Genomic DNA, 20,599 nt, shown 5'->3' with positions numbered 1-20,599 from the left:
CATGAGCAGGCAGTATTCTCTCTTAAGGCTGATTCACCCAAACAAGCTGGTGCGTGTCAAAGCCATATTCCTGCGCGGTATTGAGCAGTTTCTCCCTGACGCCATCACTCAGTTGCGGCGTGCGTGACAAGATCCACAGATAGCTCTTATTCGGGCCGCAGACCAGCGCGTACTGGTAATCTTTATCCAGCTCAATCACGTTGTAACCGCCATAGAACGGGCCGAAGAAGGAGACTTTAAGCGCCGCGCGTGAGGTTGGCCCGGTGAAATAGCCTTTGCCTTCACTCTGCTGCCACTTCTGCTTTTTAATGTTATAGCCGCGATTAATTACCTTCACGCCGCCATCGTCACGCAGGCTGTAATTCGCCGTGACCTGCTCCAAACCACTTTCAAAACTGTGGTCCAACCGGGCAATTTCGTACCAGGTCCCCAAATAACGCGTTAACTCGAAATTGTTGACCACTTTGACGTCGGCGGGCGGCGTCACGCTACAGGCAACCGACATGACTGCCGTTGCTAACACGCTCAATTTTGACCAGATTTTCATAAACCTACTTTCCTTAGATGCCTGTGCTAAGTGTAGGTAGAAATGCGAGAAAGGGATAATGCTTCGAGAGGATAAACGGCCCGAAAGGCGGGCCGTGAAGAGGAAAACCTAATAAGATCAGAGTCGAATCAGCACGATCAGCGTCACAATGCTCAGAATGGTCGCCAGACCGTAAAAAATCCATTTCCCGGCAGGGATGTGAATTTTTAGATCATGCATCGCGTGGTGGATCCGGTGCAAGCCGCACCACAGCGGCAGAACGATCATCAGCAGCAGGAACAGACGGCCGATCCAGCTTTGCGCGAAGGCGAGGACGCGCGGATAGCTCAGCGCGTCGCCGGGGAAAAAGCCTAAAGGCAGCAGGAAGCACACCAATAGGATCATCACCGGCGCAAAAATCGCGCTCCACATACCGCCCGCGCCGAACAGCCCCCAAAAGACCGGCTCGTCAGAACGTTTTGGCAGAGTTTTATTCATCATCTCCTCCCATTAATAAAGTAGCGCGAGGGTCAAAATCACCACTGTCGCGATGCCGGTGATAGCCCAAAAAGCCCCAATAATCGGCTCTGGTCCCATCTTCTGGTTTTTGACGATAATTATTGACGCCTTGGGCGCTAATTCGAACCAGGTTTTGGTGTGCAAAAGCGCCGCGAGCAGGGCAATCAGATTAATCAGCAGTACCACCGGATGTTGCAGGAAAGCCACATAGGTCGCCCAGCTCTCTGCGCCGTGCTTCAATGAGAAAACCCCCGCCAGCAGCAGCAGGCTAAACCAAACGGCAGGCACCGCCGTCCCTTCGCGCAGCATATAGAAACGGTAAAACCCTGACTTTTGCCACCAGTTGGCTTTCATCTCTGGCGTGTAAGGCTTTCTTTTACTTGGCGTATTCAGCATATTTTGTTCCCTCATTGCGGTCTGAGCCTCGCAATCATGAAGTCTTTCGAGCTTTCCACTTTGCCCTGTTGGATAGCCGCGGCGGGGTCGACATGTTTCGGGCAGACTTCCGAGCAATAGCCGACAAATGTACAGCTCCAGACGCCGTTTTGGCCGTTGAGCTGCAGCATTCGCTGCGCCTTGCCTTGGTCGCGATTGTCCAGATTGTAGCGATGCGCCAGCGTGATCGCCGCCGGGCCGATGAACTCAGGGTTGAGGCCAAACTGCGGGCAGGCGGCATAGCACAGGCCACAGTTGATGCAGCCGGAGAACTGGTGATATTTCTCCATCTGGGCCGGCGTTTGGTTGCCCGGACCTTGGCTGGCATCGCGCGAGTTGCCGATGATATAGGGCTTGATGGCTTCCAGACTTTCGATGAAATGGGTCATGTCGACCACCAAATCGCGCTCGATCGGGAAGTTGCCCAAGGCGGCAATTTGCATGCCTTCCGGGTATTCGCGCAGGAAGGTTTTACAGGCCAGCTTGGGCACCCGATTGACCATCATGCCGCACGAGCCGCAGATAGCCATGCGGCACGACCAGCGATAGGAGAGGTCGGCTGCAAGGTGATCTTTAATGTAGCCGAGGGCATCCAGCAGCGAGGTGGTTTCATCGAAAGGCACGTCATAAATCACCGGATGCGGCGCGCTGTCGGTTTCCGGGTTATAACGCATGATCTCAACCTTGCGGCTTTTCATTTCAGCCATGGGATTGCTCCTTATCTTTTTTATCCTGAGCGTCTGACTCACCGCCGTAAACGCGCTTGGCCGGTGGCAGCGTAGTGATTTTCACATCGCCGTACTCGAGACGCGGCGCGGCGTCCGGCTGATAAAAGGCCAGCGTGTGTTTGAGGAAGTTCTCGTCATCACGCTGCGTGCAGCCTTCGTCAAGGCGCTGGTGCGCCCCGCGCGACTCTTTGCGGTGGAAAGCCGAGTGCGCCATGCATTCCGCCACGTCCAAGCCGTAGCCCAGCTCCAGCGTGTAGAGCAGGTCAGTGTTGAACACGCTTGAGGTGTCTTTGATTTTTATCCGTTTGTAGCGCTGCTTTAACTCGGCCAGCTTATCGATGGTTTTCTGCATTAATTCCGGCGTGCGGTAGATGCCGCAGCCTTCTTCCATCGACATGCCCATTTCGTCGCGGATTGTCGCCCAGCTTTCATCGCCTTCCTGCGCCATCAGCGCCTGTAGGCGGTTTTCGATGTCAGCCACCTGTGCATCCAGCGCGGCGCTGTTGGCGATAGAAACGGACTCCGTGGCGCGCAGCGCGGCTTGTTCTCCCGCCATGCGGCCAAATACCACCAGTTCCGCCAGAGAGTTAGAGCCGAGGCGATTGGCGCCGTGCAGGCCGACCGACGAGCATTCGCCGACGGCAAACAGCCCTTTGATGCGGGTTTCGCACTGGGCGTTGGTTTCAATGCCGCCCATGGTGTAGTGCGCGGTCGGGCGAACCGGGATGGGTTCGTTGATCGGGTCGACGCCGACATAGGCTTTGGCTAATTCACAGATAAACGGCAGGCGTTCGCGCAGTTTTTTCTCACCCAGATGGCGCAGGTCGAGATAAACCACGTCACCGCGCGGCGTGGACTCAGTTCTTCCTGCTCGCCATTCATGCCAAAAGGCCTGAGACACCTTGTCGCGCGGGCCGAGTTCCATATATTTGTTCTTCGGCTCGCCGAGTGGCGTTTCCGGCCCCATGCCGTAGTCCTGCAAGTAGCGGTAGCCCTCTTTGTTGATAAGAATGCCGCCTTCGCCGCGACAGCCTTCGGTCATCAAAATGCCGGAGCCGGGCAGGCCGGTCGGGTGATACTGCACAAACTCCATGTCGCGCAGCGGGATGCCGTGGCGCAGCGCCATGCCCATGCCGTCGCCGGTCACAATGCCGCCGTTGGTGTTATAGCGGTATACGCGGCCCGCGCCGCCGGTGGCCATTACCACCGCGTTGGCGCGAATTTGCACCTTTTGGCCTTCCATCATATTGATAGCGACCACGCCGTGTACCCGGCCATCGTCGACCAAGATGTCGAGGACGAAATGTTCGTCGAAGCGTTTGATTTGTGGATATTTTAGGGAGGTTTGGAACAGAGTGTGGAGGATATGGAAACCGGTTTTATCAGCAGCGAACCAGGTGCGTTCTATTTTCATTCCGCCGAAGCGCCGCACGTTGATGGAGCCATCGTCTTTGCGACTCCACGGGCAGCCCCAAATTTCGAGCTGGGCCATCTCCTCTGGGCATTGGTGGACGAAATGGTCAACGACGTCTTGCTCACACAGCCAGTCACCCCCGGAAACGGTATCCTGAAAGTGATAGGCAAAGCTGTCATGATCCTGAGTTACGGCGGCGGAGCCCCCTTCGGCAGCCACTGTGTGGCTTCGCATTGGATAAACTTTCGATATCAGCGCAATGTTGAGGCTGGGATTGGCTTCTGCTGCAGCTATGGCTGCGCGTAAACCCGCGCCACCTGCACCTACTATTACAATGTCGGCGTTAAAGGTTTGCACTGCATTCCTCCACTATCATCATGTGTCAGGCGTCTTAGCCTGTTGAAAAGCCAACATTTATGATGGCCTTGTTGACTCTGATGGCATGCAGGCTCTGGCTCAGAGCTATATATTCTTATTATTTGTGTGGGTTTAATTATACCTAAAGAGGAGTAGCTGAAATTTGATGTGAACGCTGATTTTTGGCTTTCTATAACTTCTGTTGCTGTTTTATGACACAGAATGAGATATTTGTTTGCCTCTGTGTATACGGGTAGACTGCACCCCCTTTTGAACTTCGGAGTTAAGCACCATGAGCGAAACAGCAAGCTGGCAACCCAGTGCTCCTATCGCCAATTTGTTGAAGCGCGCGGCAATCATTGCCGAGATTCGACGTTTTTTCGCTGATCGTGGCGTATTAGAAGTAGAAACCCCGGCGATGAGCCAGGCGACGGTCACGGATATTCATCTGGTGCCTTTCGAGACGCGCTTTGTTGGCCCTGGCGCGGCCGATGGCATGACGCTCTATCTGATGACCAGCCCGGAATATCATATGAAGCGCCTGCTGGCGGCGGGCAGTGGCCCTATCTATCAGATGGGCAAGAGCTTCCGCAACGAGGAAGCCGGGCGTCATCATAACCCCGAGTTCACCATGCTGGAGTGGTATCGCCCGCGCTATGACATGTATCGCCTGATGAACGAGGTTGATGACCTGTTGCAGCAGGTGCTGGACTGCGAGTCGGCTGAGACACTCTCCTATCAGCAGGCTTTCACCCGCCATTTGGACGTCGACCCGCTGTCGGCCGACAAGGCCCAACTGCGTGAAGCGGCGGCGAAACTGGATTTATCCAACATTGCCGATACCGAAGAAGACCGCGACACCTTGCTACAGCTGCTGTTCACCATGGGCGTGGAGCCGCACATTGGCCGCGACAAGCCGACCTTTGTCTATCACTTCCCGGCGACGCAGGCCTCTCTGGCTGAGATCAGCACTGAAGATCACCGCGTAGCCGAGCGTTTTGAGGTCTATTACAAAGGCGTGGAGCTGGCGAACGGTTTCCGCGAGTTGACTGACGGACGCGAGCAGCAGCAGCGATTCGAGCAGGATAATCGCAAACGCGCGGCCCGTGGCCTGCCGGTGCAGCCTATCGACCATAATCTGTTGGGCGCGTTGCAGCACGGCATGCCTGAGTGCTCTGGCGTGGCCCTGGGCGTTGACCGTTTGATCATGATTGCACTTGGCGCGGATAGCCTGAGTGAAATTTTGGCCTTCCCGGTGATGAGAGCCTAAAACGTCGATCCTTCCCGATAGGCAATAAAAAAGGCCAGCAATGCAGATTGCTGGCCTTTTTCGTGGCATCAAGGCGGGCTTACAAATCGCCCGGCGAGCGTGAACTGTTGCTGGTCATCGAGTTGCCGCTCGAGGTGGTGAAAGTGGCATTACTGCCATTTTGCGCCCGACGCAGCGTCTCCATCCGCACTTGGAAAGGTGGGAATGGCAGAATGATGCCGTGCTCGTGGAAGCCAGCGAGAATCAGCTGGTGGATCTCATGGCGCAGCGGCATACGGTGGGCCATTTCAGCGGCGTGCATACGCAGCTCGAAAATTTGAATCCCCTGTTGCAAATCAACCAGATAGACTTCTGGCGCTGGGTTATCCAGTACCAGCTGGCAGCGATGCGCGGCGTTGAGCAAGATCTCAGTGACTTCCGCACTGTTGGCTTCCGCCGGTGCCGGAACGGTCAGCACCACGCGGGTAACGGAGTCAGACAGCGACCAGTTGATGAACTGCTCGGTGATAAAGGCTTTGTTAGGCACGATAATCTCTTTGCGGTCCCAGTCCGCGATGGTGGTCGCACGAGTGTTGATCTTGGTGACGCTGCCCGTCAGGTTGCGAATGGTGACGGTGTCGCCGATACGGATCGGCTTCTCAAACAAGATGATCAGGCCAGAGATGAAGTTGGCGAAGATCTCTTGTAGACCAAAGCCCAAACCCACACCCAGCGCGGCGATCAACCACTGGAGCTTGGCCCACTCGATCCCGAGTAGGGAGAAGGCGCTGACGCCACCGATGATCAGCAGCACGTACTTGGTGATGGTCAGGATGGCGTAGCCAGTGCCCGGCGTGAGATCCAAGTGTTGCAGCAGCGCCAACTCGAGCAGGGCCGGTAAGTTACGCACCAACTGGGTGGTAATGATCAGCACCAGAATGGCGATCAGCACTGCGCCGAGGGTGATCGGCTGCATGCTCTCAACCCCTTGCACCACCGAGGAGACTTGCCACAGGTGGATGTTTTCCAGGAAGGAGAACGCCGAGTGGATTTCCGACCAGAGGAAGATCACCAGCACAAAGGCAATCATGGTCAGGATCGAACGCACCAGACGCAGCGACTGGGCGCTGATCGCATCCAGATCCACCACCGGCTCCTCGATCTCAATTGCCCCTTCATTGCTCGACTGCTGCGACTCTTCTTCCCCACGGGCGCGCTGGCTTAGCATCTCAGCGCGGCGCTGCTTGGCGCGTTCAAAGGCGATGCGTCGGCGCTGGATAAGCATCCAGCGGCGGATAATATGGTAAATCACCAGCAGCACGAACCAGATAGCCACCGAGGTTTCAAGCCTTGCCAGCAGCGCCTGCGCCGTCGTCAGATAGCCCAGCAGCGAGAACAGGGCGGCAAGCAGCGGCGCGCCCAGCAGCATCCACCACAGGGCATTGTTCACGGCGTTTTCGCCATTGCCTTTCTTGTCCAGATAGAGCGGGATCCCGGCGCGTTTCAGGCTATGGGTCACCAGATAGAGGGCCAGACAGAGCAGGACGAAGCACAACCGCCCAAGGGTGTTGGAAAACTCGCGGTCGTTAAGATTGGTGAAGGTTATCTGCGCCATGATCAGCGGCACGATGAGCCAGATGGACATCATGTAATAACGCATGGCCCGCGAAACAGCGCGCTGAGACCAGCCAAAGTGAGTAATGAACAAGCCCTGCGGGTGTGCCAAGGCGGCACTGATCATAAAGGCCCACAGGATTGGCAGGGTGGCAGTGACGCCGTCGCCAATCGCCACCGCGATGGGGTAGGGCCAGGCGCTTTGCAGGCCAAAACCCAGCGCCGCCCACAGCACCGGCAGCGGCAGGGCGACCAGAATCGACCAGAAAACGGTGCGCAGCGTCAGCGAGAAGTGGTCTTGGGTCACCTTGCCCACGCGGCTGCTGGCGCGCTCAAGGAACGCGTAGTAGTGGCGGCGCGAGCTAATACTGACGATAACCAGAATCAGCGCGGCAAACAGGGGGATCAGCGTCTCGCGGCTGGTCACCATCATCATAAAGGCGCTGCTCAGCTGGGAGAGGGTATCCAGCGACAGCAGGCGGGTCAGGTCGTGCGCCAGTTGCAGCGGGTAAGCAAAGGTAATGGGGCTGACATCGGCGACCCAAAACAGATAGCGGTGCGCGGCTTCGTGGATATCATTCAGCGCTTCAACCAGCTGGCCGTTTGCCACTTTCAGCTTGGTCAGCTCAAGAATTTGTGAATCACAGCCTGACAGCAGGGAGTTGAGCAGGTCGCGCTGGGTGCGCAGCTGGGCATCCAGAATCTTCTGTTGAGCCGAGGTTAGCTTCGAACCGTCATCCTGTAGCGCCTGACTGAAGCTGGACTGCTTGTCTAACAGGTCTTCGTAGTGCAGACGCTGAACGCGCAGCTCGGCCATATCGCGGTCAAGTTGCTGAGGTTTTGGCATTTCAGGCAGCTTGGCGACCTGCGCCCGCAGCGTTTCCCCCAGCAAATTGGATTGCCCAAGCCACTGGGCCTGTTCGCGGATGGTGCTGAGTGCCTGACGCACCTGTAGCGTCTGCGTCGCCGCCTGACGCTGCTGGGATGAAATGAGGTCCATACGCTGAGCTTGCTGGTTGAGCGCCAGCGACAGCTCGCGGTTGGCCTGCAATTGCTTAGTGACGGAGGAAGGCAGCTCGCCGCTCTGCTCGGCCAGCTGTTCGGTTTTCTCCAGCGCCTGCTCGGCTTCGCGCTGGCGCTGGCTGTTGAGATTGTTGCGCAGGGTTTGCAGCTGCTGGTCGAGGCGGTCATGGCGCTTTTTGTATAAATCGGCGCGCATTCTCGACAGCTCTTGGCGGTTATTGGCCGAGAGCTGGGCCAGTTCTAACTCGTCCACTTTGGCTTTGCGCGCCGCTGATTCGGCTTGCAGGGCGCTAAGCTGTGCCTGAGCCAGCGACGAAGAGTTGCCGTCGCTGGTCGTGGATTGCAGACGCTGTTCAATGTCGGCCAGCGCATTGCGGGCTTCAGATTGCTGCTGGGGAATTTGGCTTAATGAGTCGCTGATGTCCCGCGAGCGATCCTGCTCCTGCCTTAGCTGGCGCGCTTCTTCCAAAAGCTGGCTGCTGACCTGCAAAATCTGCTGGTCGAGCTGTGCCGCCGTCATATCGCTGTCGACGGGCAGGGGAGAATCACCCTGAGCCTGCAAATCCTGGCGCAGGCTCTGAGTTAATTTAGGGAAATCATCGATCACTTTCTGGTATTGGTTGGCGCGACCCGTGGAGGCCCGCGCTTCGCTCAGCCAGTTAAGGGCATTCTGTAAGGCTTCAACAACCTGCGCCTGATTGGCCATTTCCTTATTGGATTCGGCCTGCTTCAGATCTTGTTTGAGCTGATCTTCCGTCGGCGCTGCGCTAGACATTAACGGCAGGGCCAGCAATAAACTCATCAGTAACGCAGGTATCAGGCGCACTCGATATTTCCTTTTAAAATGGGGCTGAGAACGGTGTTAGATCTCTTCCGGCGGCGTGGCTGGCTTGGTGACACCGGCCTGAGCCATACCCGCTGGTTGAGGTTCTTCACTTTCTGCAACCACTTCTTGGGTCACTTCTTTTTCGACTACGGCTTCAACCATCACGTCGGCGACCGGCTCTGGCTGAGCGGCCGCTGTCAGACGCACGCCTTCGGCAAATGCGCCGCCCATGCGGGTCACGGTGCCATTGCTGAGCTGTGGCACGAAGGTGATCTTGCCCGGCGCAAACAGGTTGATCACGGTTGAACCCAGCTTGAAACGGCCCATTTCTTGGCCTTTTTCCAGCGTGATCGCCCCTTCTTCGCCCGCCGCTGGGTAAGTCCAGCGCTTGATGATGCCTTCGCGCGGAGGCGTCACGCAGCCAGCCCACACGGTTTCAATGCTGCCGACAATGGTGGCGCCGACCAGAATCTGCACCATTGGGCCGAATTCAGTATCAAACAGGCAAATCACACGTTCGTTACGTGCAAACAAGTTTGGCACATTGGCGGCGGTGAGGGGGTTTACGGAGAACAAGTCGCCCGGCACGTAAATCATTTCACGCAGGGTACCGTCGCACGGCATATGCACGCGGTGATAGTCGCGCGGGGCCAGATAGATGGTGGCGAAGTGGCCATCTTTGAACTGCTCGGCCAACTGGTAATTGCCTGCTAGCAGAGCTTCCAGAGAGTAGAAATGGCCTTTGGCTTGGAACAGTTTGCCGTCGGTAATGGCGCCCAACTGGCTAACTGCGCCGTCGGCTGGCAGTGCCAGCATATCCAAACCACTGACGACCGGGCGCGCGCCGTCACGCAGCGGGCGAACAAAGAATTCGTTGAAAGTGGCATAGGATTTAAGGTCTGGGTTCTGGGCTTCTTTCATGTCTACTTTGTAGAAACGTGCGAAGCCCTTGATAACCCAATGAGTCAGGGTTGCAGCGCGTTTTTCTGCGCCCCAGCCAGCAAGACGGGTCAGCCCTTGTTTCGGAAGTAAGTATTGAAGTTTGATTTTGATACTGTCCAGCACGGGGAACCTCTTGGGTAATGTCATCGCGCCGATTCATTCGGCACGCAAAAAAATAGGCAGGTTGCTCAAGGTGAGCGGAGTCCGCCAGAGAGCCATAAGCCGCTAATCACGACGATGCGGCAAAGTGCCGCATCAGGTCATGGCGATAACATGTTGATGATGCGACATGTTGATGGCGCGGATTGTAACTAGGGTAAATCATGTCTTCAACACGGCAAGAAGCCGCCAGACACTCAATAGGTTGTTAATTCAACCCGTTACCCATCACAAGGCATCGAAGTTTTTACGCGTTTTTACGTCAGCCATACTTTCCAGAATACGGTGGTAGTTGTCGAAACGCTCTTCGGCAATTTCACCCTTGTCTACGGCGTCGCGAATCGCACAGCCCGGATCGCTGCCGTGTTTGCAGTCGCGGAACTTGCAGTGGCCGATATAAGGGCGGAATTCCACAAAGCCTTGGGTGATCTGCTCTGGGGCCAGATGCCACAGACCAAATTCACGCACGCCCGGGGAGTCGATAACGTCTCCGCCTTTCTGGAAGTGGTACAGGCGCGCCGCGGTAGTGGTGTGCTGACCAAGGCCTGAGTTATCAGACACTTCGTTAACCAGAATCTGTTTTTCTTCTGGCGGAAGCAGCGCGTTGAGCAGGCTGGATTTACCTACGCCCGACTGACCGGCAAAGATGCTGATTCGGTCGGTCAGCGCCGTTTCGAAGGCTGGCATGCCTTCACCCGTTTGGCTGGACACTTCAAGCACGCGGTAGTTAATCCGACGATAGATATCCATCATGCTCTGAACAAATTTACGACCTTCATCATCAAGCAGGTCAATTTTATTCAGCACAATCAATGGTTCAACTTCCACCGTTTCACAGGCGACCAGATAACGGTCGATAATGTTTAACGACAGCTCCGGCAGAATGGCGGAGACGATCACAATCTGATCGATGTTGGCAGCAATAGGTTTTACGCCGTCGTAGAAATCAGGACGGGTTAGCACCGAGGTGCGTTCATGCACGGCTTCGACGATGCCTTTAACACTGGTATTCTCGCCAGCGCGCCATACGACGCGGTCGCCAGTTACCAGAGAACGAATGGTACGGCGGATATTGCAGCGATGTTGGCTGCCGTCGGCCGCTTCAACGTCCGCATGCATCCCGAAACGGCTGATCACCACGCCGTCTTGCGGTTCGCCATGCAGGGAGTCGTCCAGCTCTTTCCGTTTGTCGGTCTGATTCAGACGACGCTGGTGGTTAGTCTGTACGCGACGTTGTTGCCCTTTAGACAGTTTTGACTTAGTCACTGCGCCTCACTTGACTGGCTTTAATCGCTCGTTGCGACCAAAACGTCTATGATACCAGCTATTTTGTATTTATTAACCGTTGCTGGCCGGCGGTTACTCGAGGCGTCTCTCATAAACTTCTGATTGTTGGTGTAACAGCACCCGCGTCAGGCAGGTAACAGGAAATAACATGGCAGGAAATGACAGCAACTTAATCTGGATCGATCTGGAAATGACCGGACTTGACCCTGAACGCGATCGCATCATTGAGATAGCAACGCTGGTCACTGACGCGAACCTGAACATTTTGGCCGAAGGTCCCGTCATGGCGGTTCACCAGTCAGATGCCCAACTGGCGCTGATGGACGAGTGGAATGTGCGCACCCACACCGGCAGTGGCCTAGTTGAACGCGTGAAAGCCAGTACCTTTGATGACAACGCCGCGCAGTTGAAGACCATTGAATTCTTGCGCCAGTGGGTGCCAGAGGGTAAATCGCCAATTTGCGGCAACAGCGTGGCGCAGGACAGACGCTTCCTGTTCAAGTACATGCCTGAGCTGGAGTCCTACTTCCACTATCGCTATCTGGATGTCAGCACGCTGAAAGAGCTGGCTCGTCGCTGGAAGCCGGAGATTCTGAGCGGATTTAAAAAGCAAAATACCCATCAGGCGCTGGATGACATCCGTGAGTCGGTGGCTGAGTTAGCCTATTACCGCGAGCACTTCATCCAGAATTAAGATTGTCTGGCTCAGCGGCGCAAATTATTTTTACTTTCGGATTAACAGAGCATTGCGAGAGTATGGAGAGAATATTGCGCCGTTTTGCCGATTAAATCGCCGGTTTGTTGTTTTAATCGGCACTTAAACAAAAAACGCGATTTTTTGCTTTCAGGGGCTTGCGAGGGAAAGGATTTCTCGTATAATGCGCACCCCGTACCGATGAAGAATTTCGTTGAGTGCGCAGAGCGGGAATAGCTCAGTTGGTAGAGCACGACCTTGCCAAGGTCGGGGTCGCGAGTTCGAGTCTCGTTTCCCGCTCCAAATTTTAAGTTTCAGATTTACTTAGTAAAAGCATCACCATGCGACGCGGGAATAGCTCAGTTGGTAGAGCACGACCTTGCCAAGGTCGGGGTCGCGAGTTCGAGTCTCGTTTCCCGCTCCAAAAAGTTTCATCTCTCAGAAGTAACGCTGTGGTTTTCCAACAAACCAGTTAACAGCGCGATACGTCAAGTATCTCAATGCGGGAATAGCTCAGTTGGTAGAGCACGACCTTGCCAAGGTCGGGGTCGCGAGTTCGAGTCTCGTTTCCCGCTCCAAATTATCCACTTCATATCTAAGCCAGACACCACGCCACTTACAGGCGCGTTACGTCATCACTTTACATCCTTTGTAGTAACTTCTTTAACAGACTTATCCACAGATTTCGTTTGGTTTTCACACAGTGCGTTTTTGCACCGCTATTTCTTGTTAAAAAATAACTCTCTGATTTACAACAGAATAAATATATGAAGAAACGTTATGACGATCACTTGCTCTTTTTTTTGCACTTGATTGGCAAAGCATTTTTATTTTTATGCACAGCTAAAAACTTCACAATATTACAATTCAAATCCCGCCTTATGCGTCGCGCGGTAAGCCTTTTTCCACCGCCCGAATCAGACGTTTCTTCTGCGAAGATTGCACCTCGACTTGGTTTTCACTCCGTTTTTGCAGCTGCTGCGCGATAGCCCACTCAATGTGCTCATCAAGCAGGCTATTTTCCCCTTGGCGAGATTGCAGGGCCAAAAGCACATTTTCTGCATAAGGCGCATTGCCCAGTGCCACTGAAATGTTGCGTAGCCAACGCAGATGGCCAATGCGCCGGATCGGCGAACCTTCGGTGATGCGCAGAAACTTCTCTTCATTCCAGCCGAACAGGGCGATCAGCTCCGGCGCGTGCAGCGCGGCGCGCGGGCTAAAGTCATCTTCATCAGTCAGTTGCGAGTAGCGATTCCATGGGCAAATCAGCTGGCAGTCATCACAGCCGTAGATGCGATTACCCATCAGGGGGCGAAATTCCTCCGGAATGGCACCTTCTAGCTCGATGGTGAGGTAGGAAATGCAGCGGCGGGCGTCCACGGTGTAGGGCGCGACAATCGCCTGCGTCGGGCAAATCGTCATGCAGGCCACGCAGCGCCCACACTGCTCCTCCTGCGGCTTATCCACCGGCAGCGGCAAATCAATCAGCAGTTCGCCCAAGAAGAACCACGACCCGGCTTCACGATTCAATATCAGTGAGTGCTTACCAACCCAACCAAGCCCGGCTTTCTCCGCCAGCGGACGCTCCATGATGGGAGCAGAATCCACAAAAGGCCGAAACGAAATTTGTGTGCCATGCTGATCCGAGCCATCAACTGCCGCTGAATCAGCATGTTCCGTGCAATAGTCTTGGATTTTTTCGCCTAACTTCTTCAGACGTTGGCGCAAAACCTTGTGATAGTCGCGGCCAAGGGCATAGCGGCTGACATAGCCCAGCTCGGGGTTATTTAAGGTTTTGGCGAAGGCGGCTTTGGCGGGCAAATAGTTCATGCGCACGCTGATCACCCTCAAGGTGCCGGGCAAAAGCTCGTGCGGGCGGGCGCGCAGCATGCCGTGGCGAGCCATCCAATCCATTTCACCGTGGTATTGTTTATCCAGCCACGCTTGTAATTTCGGTTCTTCAGCCGATAAATCGGTATCGCAAATACCGACCTGCTGGAAGCCTAGAGATTGGCCCCACTGCTTGATAAGTTGGGACAGCTGAATGAGATCGAGAGGGAGTGTCATGACTAACCAAAGTGAAAAACGTAACGCGGCGAGTTTACCACATTCTGTCTTTTCCGCAGACTGGCTGCGGCAGGCCGAGTCTCAGGCTGCGCGGGAAACCGGTATCTCTTTGTTTACACTGATGCAACGCGCGGCGTCGGCGGCTTTTTCTCTGGCTCGCGCTGAGTTTCCTGCTGCCAGACACTGGCTGGTGCTGTGTGGGCATGGCAACAACGGCGGGGATGGCTATGAGATGGCCCGGCTTGCCAAGGCGGCGGGTTTACAGGTGACGCTGCTGGCGGTGGACGGCAAAAAGCCGCTGCCTGAAGAAGCTCAGATGGCGCAACAAGGTTGGCAGAAGGCGGGCGGGGACACGCTGAGTGCTGAAGCCAGTTGGCCGGAAGATATTGATTTGATTATTGATGGCCTGCTCGGGACCGGGCTGTCGTCTGCCCCGCGCGCGCCCTATGACGGATTAATCGCCGCTATTAATCAGCACCCTGCGCCTGTGCTGGCGCTGGATATTCCCTCTGGCCTGAACGCCGCCACCGGCGCGGCAGAAGGGGAGACGGTGAATGCCGAGGTGACGATTAGCTTTATCGCCCTGAAGCCGGGCTTATTGACTGGCAAGGCGCGGGACCACGTTGGCAAGCTGCACTGTGACGCCCTCGGGCTGGAAAGCTGGCTGGGCGGCCATCCGCCGGTATTGCAGCGGCTCGACGCAAGCCAGCTTGCTGACTGGTTGCACCCTCGACGCCCTTGTTCGCACAAAGGCGATCACGGCCATTTGCTGGTGGTCGGCGGCGATATTGGCTTTGCCGGGGCCATAAGAATGGCTGCCGAAGCCGCGCTGCGCGCAGGCGCTGGCATGGTGCGAGTACTCACTCACAAACAGCATCTTGGCCCCTTGCTTACCGCCCGACCAGAGCTGATGGTGCAGGAGCTGAATGAAAAATCGCTGGCCGAAGGTCTGGAGTGGGCCGACGTGGTGGTGCTCGGGCCGGGGTTGGGGCAGAACAGCTGGGGCAAAAATGCCTTCAAACAAGTGACGGAAAGCCAAAAAACCGCCTTGTTCGATGCTGATGCGCTTAACTTACTGGCAATCACACCGCAGAAACGGCAAAATCGCGTGTTGACGCCTCATCCCGGCGAAGCCAGCCGTTTGCTCGGATGTTCAGTGAAAGAGATTGAAAGTGACCGCTTACTTGCTGCGCGTAAATTGTCAGAACGCTATGGCGGCGTTGTGGTCTTAAAAGGCGCGGGCAGTTTGATTTCCCAAGACGGCGGGCCATTGGCCTTGGCCGATGTCGGTAACGCGGGTATGGCGACCGGCGGGATGGGTGACGTGCTCTCCGGCATCATTGGCGGCCTGCTGGCACAAAAACTTTCTCTGTATACGGCAACCTGCGCGGGCACGGTGGTTCACGGTGCCGCCGCCGACAGACTGGCCCTTTCGCAAGGAACGCGCGGTATGCTGGCGACAGATCTTTTAACGGTAATTGCCCCGTTAGTTAATCCTGACTTAAAAAAATAGATATTACCTAATGAATCAATTATTTATCTCTCTGCCGGACGAAGCGGCGACGCTGAAATTAGGTGCTACCCTTGCCAATGCGTGCAAGGGTTCCACGGTTATTCACCTGTTTGGTGATTTAGGTGCCGGGAAAACCACCTTTAGCCGGGGGTTCCTGCAAGCCCTTGGTCATCATGGAAATGTTAAAAGCCCAACCTATACTTTGGTGGAGCCTTATCAGCTTGAGCCGATTGCGGTCTACCATTTTGACTTGTATCGTCTGGCTGACCCGGAAGAACTCGAGTTTATGGGGATCCGCGATTACTTCGCGCAAGACGCAATTTGTTTGGTCGAGTGGCCGCAGCAGGGCGCTGGCGTTTTACCTGCCCCAGACATTGAATTAACCCTTGAATATCAGGGTGATCAGCGCAAAGCAACGATTAACGCAGTATCTGATTTAGGTCTGAGTTTATTGCATCTGGTACAACAGCAAGGATGAGCACGCGATGACTCAGAGCCTCAAAACATGCTTCCTCAGGACAACGCTTTTTTTAGCGTCGTTAGCGCTTTTTGCTACCGTTTCCCTTTCGCCAGCCTTGGCCGCTGGCATGAAAAACATCAATGTGTCCAATGGGTCAACCCAATCGACCATTACCATCACCTTTGACGGTAAGCCTGATTACGCTTTTTTCCCACTACATAATCCAGAACGCGTGGTGATAGACGTTAAGCAAAGCGGCGTCATGAGAGGTCTGCCGCTGAATTTTAATGGGCAGAATCTGGTGAAGCGCGTGCGTTCGAGCAATGCACAGGACGCCCAGAGCCAGCGTTTAGTGTTTGAATTAACGCAAAAAGTTCGCACTAACGCCGTTACCCAGCAGAATCAGGTGGTGTTCACCATGACGGCGGCGGGAACGCCAACCAAGCGCGCGGCGCCTATTGATACTGTGACCTCGACGCCTTCGCCAAACAGAGCGCCAGCTCCGGCTCCGGCGAACAATAATGGCTCTAATCCGTTCGACGGCAACAAGCTGACGGCAGTCACCAGCGGCCCGGCTTCTGATAACGCGCCGACCCCGCGTACGCGCGGCACCACCAGTGATAATCAGGTGATTGTGGCGATTGACGCCGGACACGGCGGCCAAGATCCCGGCGCCATCGGCAGCAATGGCCTGAAAGAAAAAAACGTCACTATTGCCATTGCGCGCAAGCTTGAAGCCAAGCTCAATGCCGACCCGATGTTCAAACCGGCAATGACCCGCGATGGCGACTACTTCATTTCTGTCATGGGCCGTTCGGACGTGGCGCGTAAAAAAGGCGCTAACGTGCTGGTTTCTATTCACGCGGACGCCGCGCCGAACCGCAGCGCGACAGGGGCATCCGTCTGGGTGCTGTCTAACCGCCGCGCAAATAGCGAAATGGGTAACTGGCTGGAACAGCATGAGAAGCAGTCCGAGCTGTTAGGCGGCGCGGGTGACATGCTGGCAAATACGGCGGCTGACCCTTACTTAAGCCAAGCAGTGCTGGATTTACAGTTCGGCCATTCGCAACGCGTGGGTTATGACGTCGCCTCTAAAGTCTTGCTTCAGCTGCGCCACGTCGGCAAGTTGCACAAAGCCAAGCCAGAGCACGCCAGCCTTGGCGTATTGCGCTCGCCGGATATTCCTTCCCTGCTGGTAGAAACCGGCTTTATCAGTAATGCGAATGAGGAGCGGCTGCTTGGAAGCAGCGCGTATCAGGATAAAATTGCTCAGGCCATCTATTCCGGCCTGCGTAATTACTTCCTGTCGCATCCGTTGCAATCCGGCCCAAAGGTCGAAAACCGACCGTTGCTGGCCTCAGCAACGGCGGTTGATTCAGGCAACAGGGCTGCTAACAGCTCGATGAGCCAGCCTGGCCCGGTTGAAGCCACGGCGGCATCGGCCGGGGCAACGCAGATTCACCAGGTTAAGCGCGGCGAAACCTTAACGGGCATCGCCAATCGCTACGGCACCACGCCGAAAGCCTTGAGTGATATGAACAAATTGAAGAAAGACGGTGTTTGGGTCGGGCAGCGGCTGAAAGTGCCTGCCGGCACCAGGGCGGTTTCGCCAAACAGTACCAAAACCGCTGCCGTTAAGAAAAAAGCGGCAAAGCATAAAGTGACTCGCGGCGATACGCTATCCGCTATAGCATCCAAGTACGGTGTCAGCATGAATGACATCAAAACGGCGAATCACATGAAGTCCGGCGAAGTTCAGCTTGGCCAAACATTAACTATTCCGCAGTCATAACCCGGCCATGCGTCACGGGTTGTAACGTCGCTTACAGGAGCTGCCATGCCGATTCAGGTTCTGCCGCCGCAGTTAGCTAACCAGATTGCGGCTGGTGAGGTTGTCGAAAGACCGGCTTCGGTAGTGAAAGAGCTTGTCGAGAACAGTCTGGACGCGGGCGCTACCCGCATCGATATTGATATCGATCGCGGCGGTGCCAAGCTCATCCGCATTCGCGACAACGGCTGCGGCATTGGTAAAGATGAGTTGGCGCTGGCGTTGGCGCGCCACGCCACCAGTAAAATTAGCTGTCTGGATGACCTCGAAGCCATCATTAGTTTAGGTTTTCGCGGCGAAGCATTGGCCAGTATTAGCTCGGTATCGCGCCTGATGCTCACCTCGCGTACGGCGGCGCAGCCAGAAGCCTGGCAGGCCTATGCCGAAGGGCGCGATATGGCGGTGACGGTAAAACCTGCCGCGCACCCTCAAGGCTCGACGGTCGAAGTGCTCGACCTGTTTTACAACACGCCCGCCCGACGCAAGTTCATGCGCACCGAAAAAACCGAATTCACCCATATTGATGAAGTGGTGCGCCGCATCGCGCTGGCGCGTTTCGACGTCGCCATAAACCTGAGCCACAACGGCAAGCTGATTCGTCAATATCGCGCCGTGACAGACCCGGCGCAATCTTCACGCCGTCTGGCAAGCATCTGCTCGCAGACCTTTGTCCAACACGCGCTGGAAGTGAAATGGGAACACGGCGATTTAGGCATTCGCGGCTGGGTTGCCGATCCGGCGGGCTCTCGCAGCCTGACTGACATGCAATATTGTTATGTGAATAACCGCATGATGAAGGATCGCCTGATAAATCACGCGATCCGTCAGGCGTATCAGGATCAGTTGAAAGACGATCAGCAGCCCGCTTACGTGCTCTATCTGGATGTCGATCCTCATCACGTGGACGTCAACGTTCACCCCGCCAAGCATGAAGTACGTTTCCACCAGTCGCGTCTGGTACATGACTTTATCTATCAGGCTGTGATGACGGTATTGCAGCAGGCGGCCAAGCCAGAATTAGTCGCCCAGCCGAACGTAGACGAAGACGGCGTGGAAGATGAACTGCCGCGCTGGCAGCCGGAGAACCGGCAGGCGGCGGGGGGCAATCACTTCTCACAGCCAGCCGCCAAGCGTGATGCTGCGCCAAAAGCGCCTCGAGAGAATGTCTTCCCGGCCACGTCGCGAGTCAGCCAGCCGCGCGAGCAGCTATTTAAAGAAGACAAACCGACTTACAGTCCGCCACAGGGCGAGGTGTACCAGCGTTTGTTGCAAACCACCGCCGAAGCCTTACACGCCAACGAACCTGCGCCAGCGGCTCAGCCTAAAGTGTCGCATAATCAGCCCGCCGAGCCTGCACTGGAGTCCCATAGCCAAAGCTTTGGGCGCGTGCTGACCGTCTGCGCGCCGGAATACGCCCTGCTCGAACGGGGCAAGCAGTTGGCATTGTTATCACTGCCGGTTGCTGAACGCTGGTTGAAAAGGGCACAGCTGACGCCGACGGAAGAGGGCTTACGCCCACAACCACTGCTTATCCCCTTGAAGCTGCAAATAAATAAAGAAGAGAGCGCCACCCTTGCTCGCTATCAGGCCCTGCTGCAGAAATTCGGCATAGAGATGGGGGTTGATCACCAGCGTGTGACCTTGCGCGCGGTACCTTTACCTTTACGCCAACAAAATTTACAAAAGTTGATACCTGACCTGTTAGGCTACCTTGCTGTTCAGCAGGAGGCGACTTCTGATGCGGTAGCCATGTGGTTTGCCCGCCATATTGGTAGCGATCATGAAGTCTGGACCATTGCTCAGGCCATACAATTACTCACGGATGTCGAGCGACTTTGCCCCCAATTGGTGAAATCACCTCCGTCCGGTCTCCTGCAACCTGTTGATTTACAGCCCGCCCTGGCGGCTTTTAAGCATGACTGACTTGAATATACATTCTGCACCCCCAGCTATCTTTATTATGGGGCCAACGGCTTCCGGCAAAACAGCGCTCGCGATGTCTTTACTCGAGCATCTTCCCGTCGAACTTATCAGCGTGGATTCAGCACTGATTTACCGGGGAATGGATGTCGGCACCGCGAAACCGACGGCGGAAGAACTGAGTCACGCGCCGCATCGATTAATCGATATTCTCGACCCGAGCGAAGCCTATTCTGCTGCTGACTTCCGCGCAGACGCTTTGCGCGAAATGGCCGAGATCACCGCGCGTAACAAAATTCCGCTGTTAGTGGGCGGGACCATGATGTATTTCAAAGCATTATTAGAGGGCTTATCGCCATTACCTCCGGCTGATGCTGACGTTCGCCAGCGCATTGAAGCGCAGGCGGCGGAGTCAGGTTGGGAGTCTTTGCATGCGCAGTTACGCGAGATAGATCCGGTTGCCGCTTTGCGAATTCATCCGAATGATCCACAGAGACTGTCCAGAGCACTGGAAGTTTTTTTTATTTCGGGTAAAACTTTAACCGAACTGACTAAAATTTCGGGTGAAACGCTGCCTTATCACGTGCATCAATTTGCGATTGCCCCAACGCGTCGTGAATTGTTACATGAACGTATTGAACAGCGCTTTAGTCAGATGCTATTGAATGGTTTTGAAGACGAAGTCAGAACGCTGAAAGCTCGTGGCGATTTGCATACGGATTTGCCTTCCATTCGTTGTGTGGGGTATCGCCAGATGTGGTCATATCTTTCTGGTGAAACCGACTACGATGAAATGGTTTATCGTGGTGTTTGCGCGACACGACAGCTAGCCAAACGTCAGATGACTTGGTTGCGTGGCTGGGAGGGGGTTGAATGGCTGGACACAGAAAAGCCAGACGAAGCCTTAAGCCGTGTAATTCAGGTTGTTAGTGCATAGGTTGGGTGATTGTGTACAATTGATTAGTACTCAGCGCGCAAATTTTTGATGTGTTTTATTTTCGAGCCAATAGGCTCAAAGTTACGAACAACAAACTAATA

At 55.3% G+C, this 20,599-nt stretch carries 16 protein-coding genes and 3 tRNA genes; 10 read left to right on the top strand and 9 right to left on the bottom strand.

Features of this window, described 5'->3' with window-relative positions:
- Nucleotides 1-22: 22 nt before the first annotated feature.
- The 5 genes from blc to frdA form a co-directional block, all read right to left on the bottom strand.
- The gene (gene blc / locus ACT3RT_RS12545) at nucleotides 23-547 is read right to left on the bottom strand and encodes an outer membrane lipoprotein Blc (protein WP_353500629.1); all 525 of its coding nucleotides are present in this window, start codon (nucleotides 545-547) and stop codon (nucleotides 23-25) included.
- A gap of 117 nt (nucleotides 548-664) precedes the next feature.
- Complete coding sequence (gene frdD / locus ACT3RT_RS12540; RefSeq protein ID WP_396132800.1) at nucleotides 665-1,024, bottom strand: fumarate reductase subunit FrdD; 360 nt, start codon at nucleotides 1,022-1,024, stop codon at nucleotides 665-667.
- Nucleotides 1,025-1,036: 12 nt separating this feature from the next.
- On the bottom strand, nucleotides 1,037-1,441 hold the full coding sequence (gene frdC, locus ACT3RT_RS12535; RefSeq protein ID WP_353500631.1) for a fumarate reductase subunit FrdC: 405 nt from the start codon (nucleotides 1,439-1,441) through the stop codon (nucleotides 1,037-1,039).
- Between the two features lie 11 nt (nucleotides 1,442-1,452).
- Nucleotides 1,453-2,187: a succinate dehydrogenase/fumarate reductase iron-sulfur subunit gene (locus tag ACT3RT_RS12530; RefSeq protein WP_496203045.1), complete on the bottom strand. Its 735-nt coding sequence runs from the start codon at nucleotides 2,185-2,187 to the stop codon at nucleotides 1,453-1,455.
- Complete coding sequence (gene frdA / locus ACT3RT_RS12525; protein ID WP_486034158.1) at nucleotides 2,180-3,979, bottom strand: fumarate reductase (quinol) flavoprotein subunit; 1,800 nt, start codon at nucleotides 3,977-3,979, stop codon at nucleotides 2,180-2,182. Before frdA ends, ACT3RT_RS12530 begins: the two co-directional genes overlap by 8 nt.
- 292 nt (nucleotides 3,980-4,271) lie before the next feature.
- On the opposite strand from frdA, the gene epmA reads away from it, so the two are divergent.
- The gene (gene epmA / locus ACT3RT_RS12520) at nucleotides 4,272-5,249 is read left to right on the top strand and encodes an elongation factor P--(R)-beta-lysine ligase (RefSeq protein ID WP_353500634.1); all 978 of its coding nucleotides are present in this window, start codon (nucleotides 4,272-4,274) and stop codon (nucleotides 5,247-5,249) included.
- Between the two features lie 79 nt (nucleotides 5,250-5,328).
- On the opposite strand, the gene mscM is transcribed toward epmA, so the two are convergent.
- From mscM to rsgA, 3 genes are all read right to left on the bottom strand, one after another.
- Nucleotides 5,329-8,691, bottom strand: a complete 3,363-nt coding sequence (mscM, locus tag ACT3RT_RS12515; protein ID WP_496203044.1) for a miniconductance mechanosensitive channel MscM — start codon at nucleotides 8,689-8,691, stop codon at nucleotides 5,329-5,331.
- A gap of 36 nt (nucleotides 8,692-8,727) precedes the next feature.
- The gene (asd, locus tag ACT3RT_RS12510; protein WP_485904147.1) at nucleotides 8,728-9,756 is read right to left on the bottom strand and encodes an archaetidylserine decarboxylase; all 1,029 of its coding nucleotides are present in this window, start codon (nucleotides 9,754-9,756) and stop codon (nucleotides 8,728-8,730) included.
- A gap of 264 nt (nucleotides 9,757-10,020) precedes the next feature.
- A complete protein-coding gene (gene rsgA, locus ACT3RT_RS12505; protein WP_485904143.1) occupies nucleotides 10,021-11,058 on the bottom strand; it encodes a small ribosomal subunit biogenesis GTPase RsgA in 1,038 nt (345 codons plus the stop codon).
- Nucleotides 11,059-11,227: 169 nt separating this feature from the next.
- On the opposite strand from rsgA, the gene orn reads away from it, so the two are divergent.
- The 4 genes from orn (at nucleotide 11,228) to ACT3RT_RS12485 (ending at nucleotide 12,351) form a co-directional block, all read left to right on the top strand.
- A complete protein-coding gene (gene orn / locus ACT3RT_RS12500) occupies nucleotides 11,228-11,773 on the top strand; it encodes an oligoribonuclease (RefSeq protein WP_034795138.1) in 546 nt (181 codons plus the stop codon).
- A 227-nt stretch (nucleotides 11,774-12,000) separates the two neighbouring features.
- Nucleotides 12,001-12,076, top strand: a tRNA-Gly gene (locus tag ACT3RT_RS12495).
- 45 nt (nucleotides 12,077-12,121) lie between these two features.
- A tRNA-Gly gene (locus ACT3RT_RS12490) sits at nucleotides 12,122-12,197 on the top strand.
- Between the two features lie 78 nt (nucleotides 12,198-12,275).
- Nucleotides 12,276-12,351, top strand: a tRNA-Gly gene (locus ACT3RT_RS12485).
- Between the two features lie 301 nt (nucleotides 12,352-12,652).
- Here ACT3RT_RS12485 and queG read toward each other — a convergent pair.
- Nucleotides 12,653-13,840, bottom strand: coding sequence for a tRNA epoxyqueuosine(34) reductase QueG (queG, locus tag ACT3RT_RS12480; RefSeq protein WP_485901957.1), 1,188 nt, complete (start codon nucleotides 13,838-13,840; stop codon nucleotides 12,653-12,655).
- Here queG and nnr point away from each other — a divergent pair.
- From nnr to miaA, 5 genes are read left to right on the top strand one after another with little or no spacing between them, the layout of a single operon-like run.
- Nucleotides 13,839-15,353 carry a bifunctional ADP-dependent NAD(P)H-hydrate dehydratase/NAD(P)H-hydrate epimerase gene (nnr, locus tag ACT3RT_RS12475; RefSeq protein ID WP_496203043.1) on the top strand — a complete coding sequence of 505 codons (1,515 nt, stop codon included), beginning with the start codon at nucleotides 13,839-13,841 and terminating at the stop codon, nucleotides 15,351-15,353. The two genes, queG and nnr, sit on opposite strands and share 2 nt — an antisense overlap.
- A gap of 10 nt (nucleotides 15,354-15,363) precedes the next feature.
- Complete coding sequence (gene tsaE, locus ACT3RT_RS12470; RefSeq protein WP_353500639.1) at nucleotides 15,364-15,831, top strand: tRNA (adenosine(37)-N6)-threonylcarbamoyltransferase complex ATPase subunit type 1 TsaE; 468 nt, start codon at nucleotides 15,364-15,366, stop codon at nucleotides 15,829-15,831.
- Between the two features lie 7 nt (nucleotides 15,832-15,838).
- Entirely contained in the window at nucleotides 15,839-17,605 is a 1,767-nt protein-coding gene (gene amiB, locus ACT3RT_RS12465) for an N-acetylmuramoyl-L-alanine amidase AmiB (RefSeq protein WP_496203042.1), read from the top strand.
- A gap of 45 nt (nucleotides 17,606-17,650) precedes the next feature.
- The gene (mutL, locus tag ACT3RT_RS12460; RefSeq protein WP_485901964.1) at nucleotides 17,651-19,564 is read left to right on the top strand and encodes a DNA mismatch repair endonuclease MutL; all 1,914 of its coding nucleotides are present in this window, start codon (nucleotides 17,651-17,653) and stop codon (nucleotides 19,562-19,564) included.
- The gene (gene miaA, locus ACT3RT_RS12455) at nucleotides 19,557-20,498 is read left to right on the top strand and encodes a tRNA (adenosine(37)-N6)-dimethylallyltransferase MiaA (RefSeq protein WP_034795155.1); all 942 of its coding nucleotides are present in this window, start codon (nucleotides 19,557-19,559) and stop codon (nucleotides 20,496-20,498) included. Before mutL ends, miaA begins: the two co-directional genes overlap by 8 nt.
- The last annotated feature ends 101 nt before the right edge of the window (nucleotides 20,499-20,599 follow it).

Origin of the sequence: Ewingella sp. AOP9-I1-14 (genome assembly GCF_052375995.1) — a bacterium.
GTDB classification, from domain to species: Bacteria; Pseudomonadota; Gammaproteobacteria; order Enterobacterales; family Enterobacteriaceae; genus Ewingella; species Ewingella allii.
Note: the sequence above shows the minus strand (reverse complement) of the source record. Positions and strands in the feature narration are given on the sequence as shown.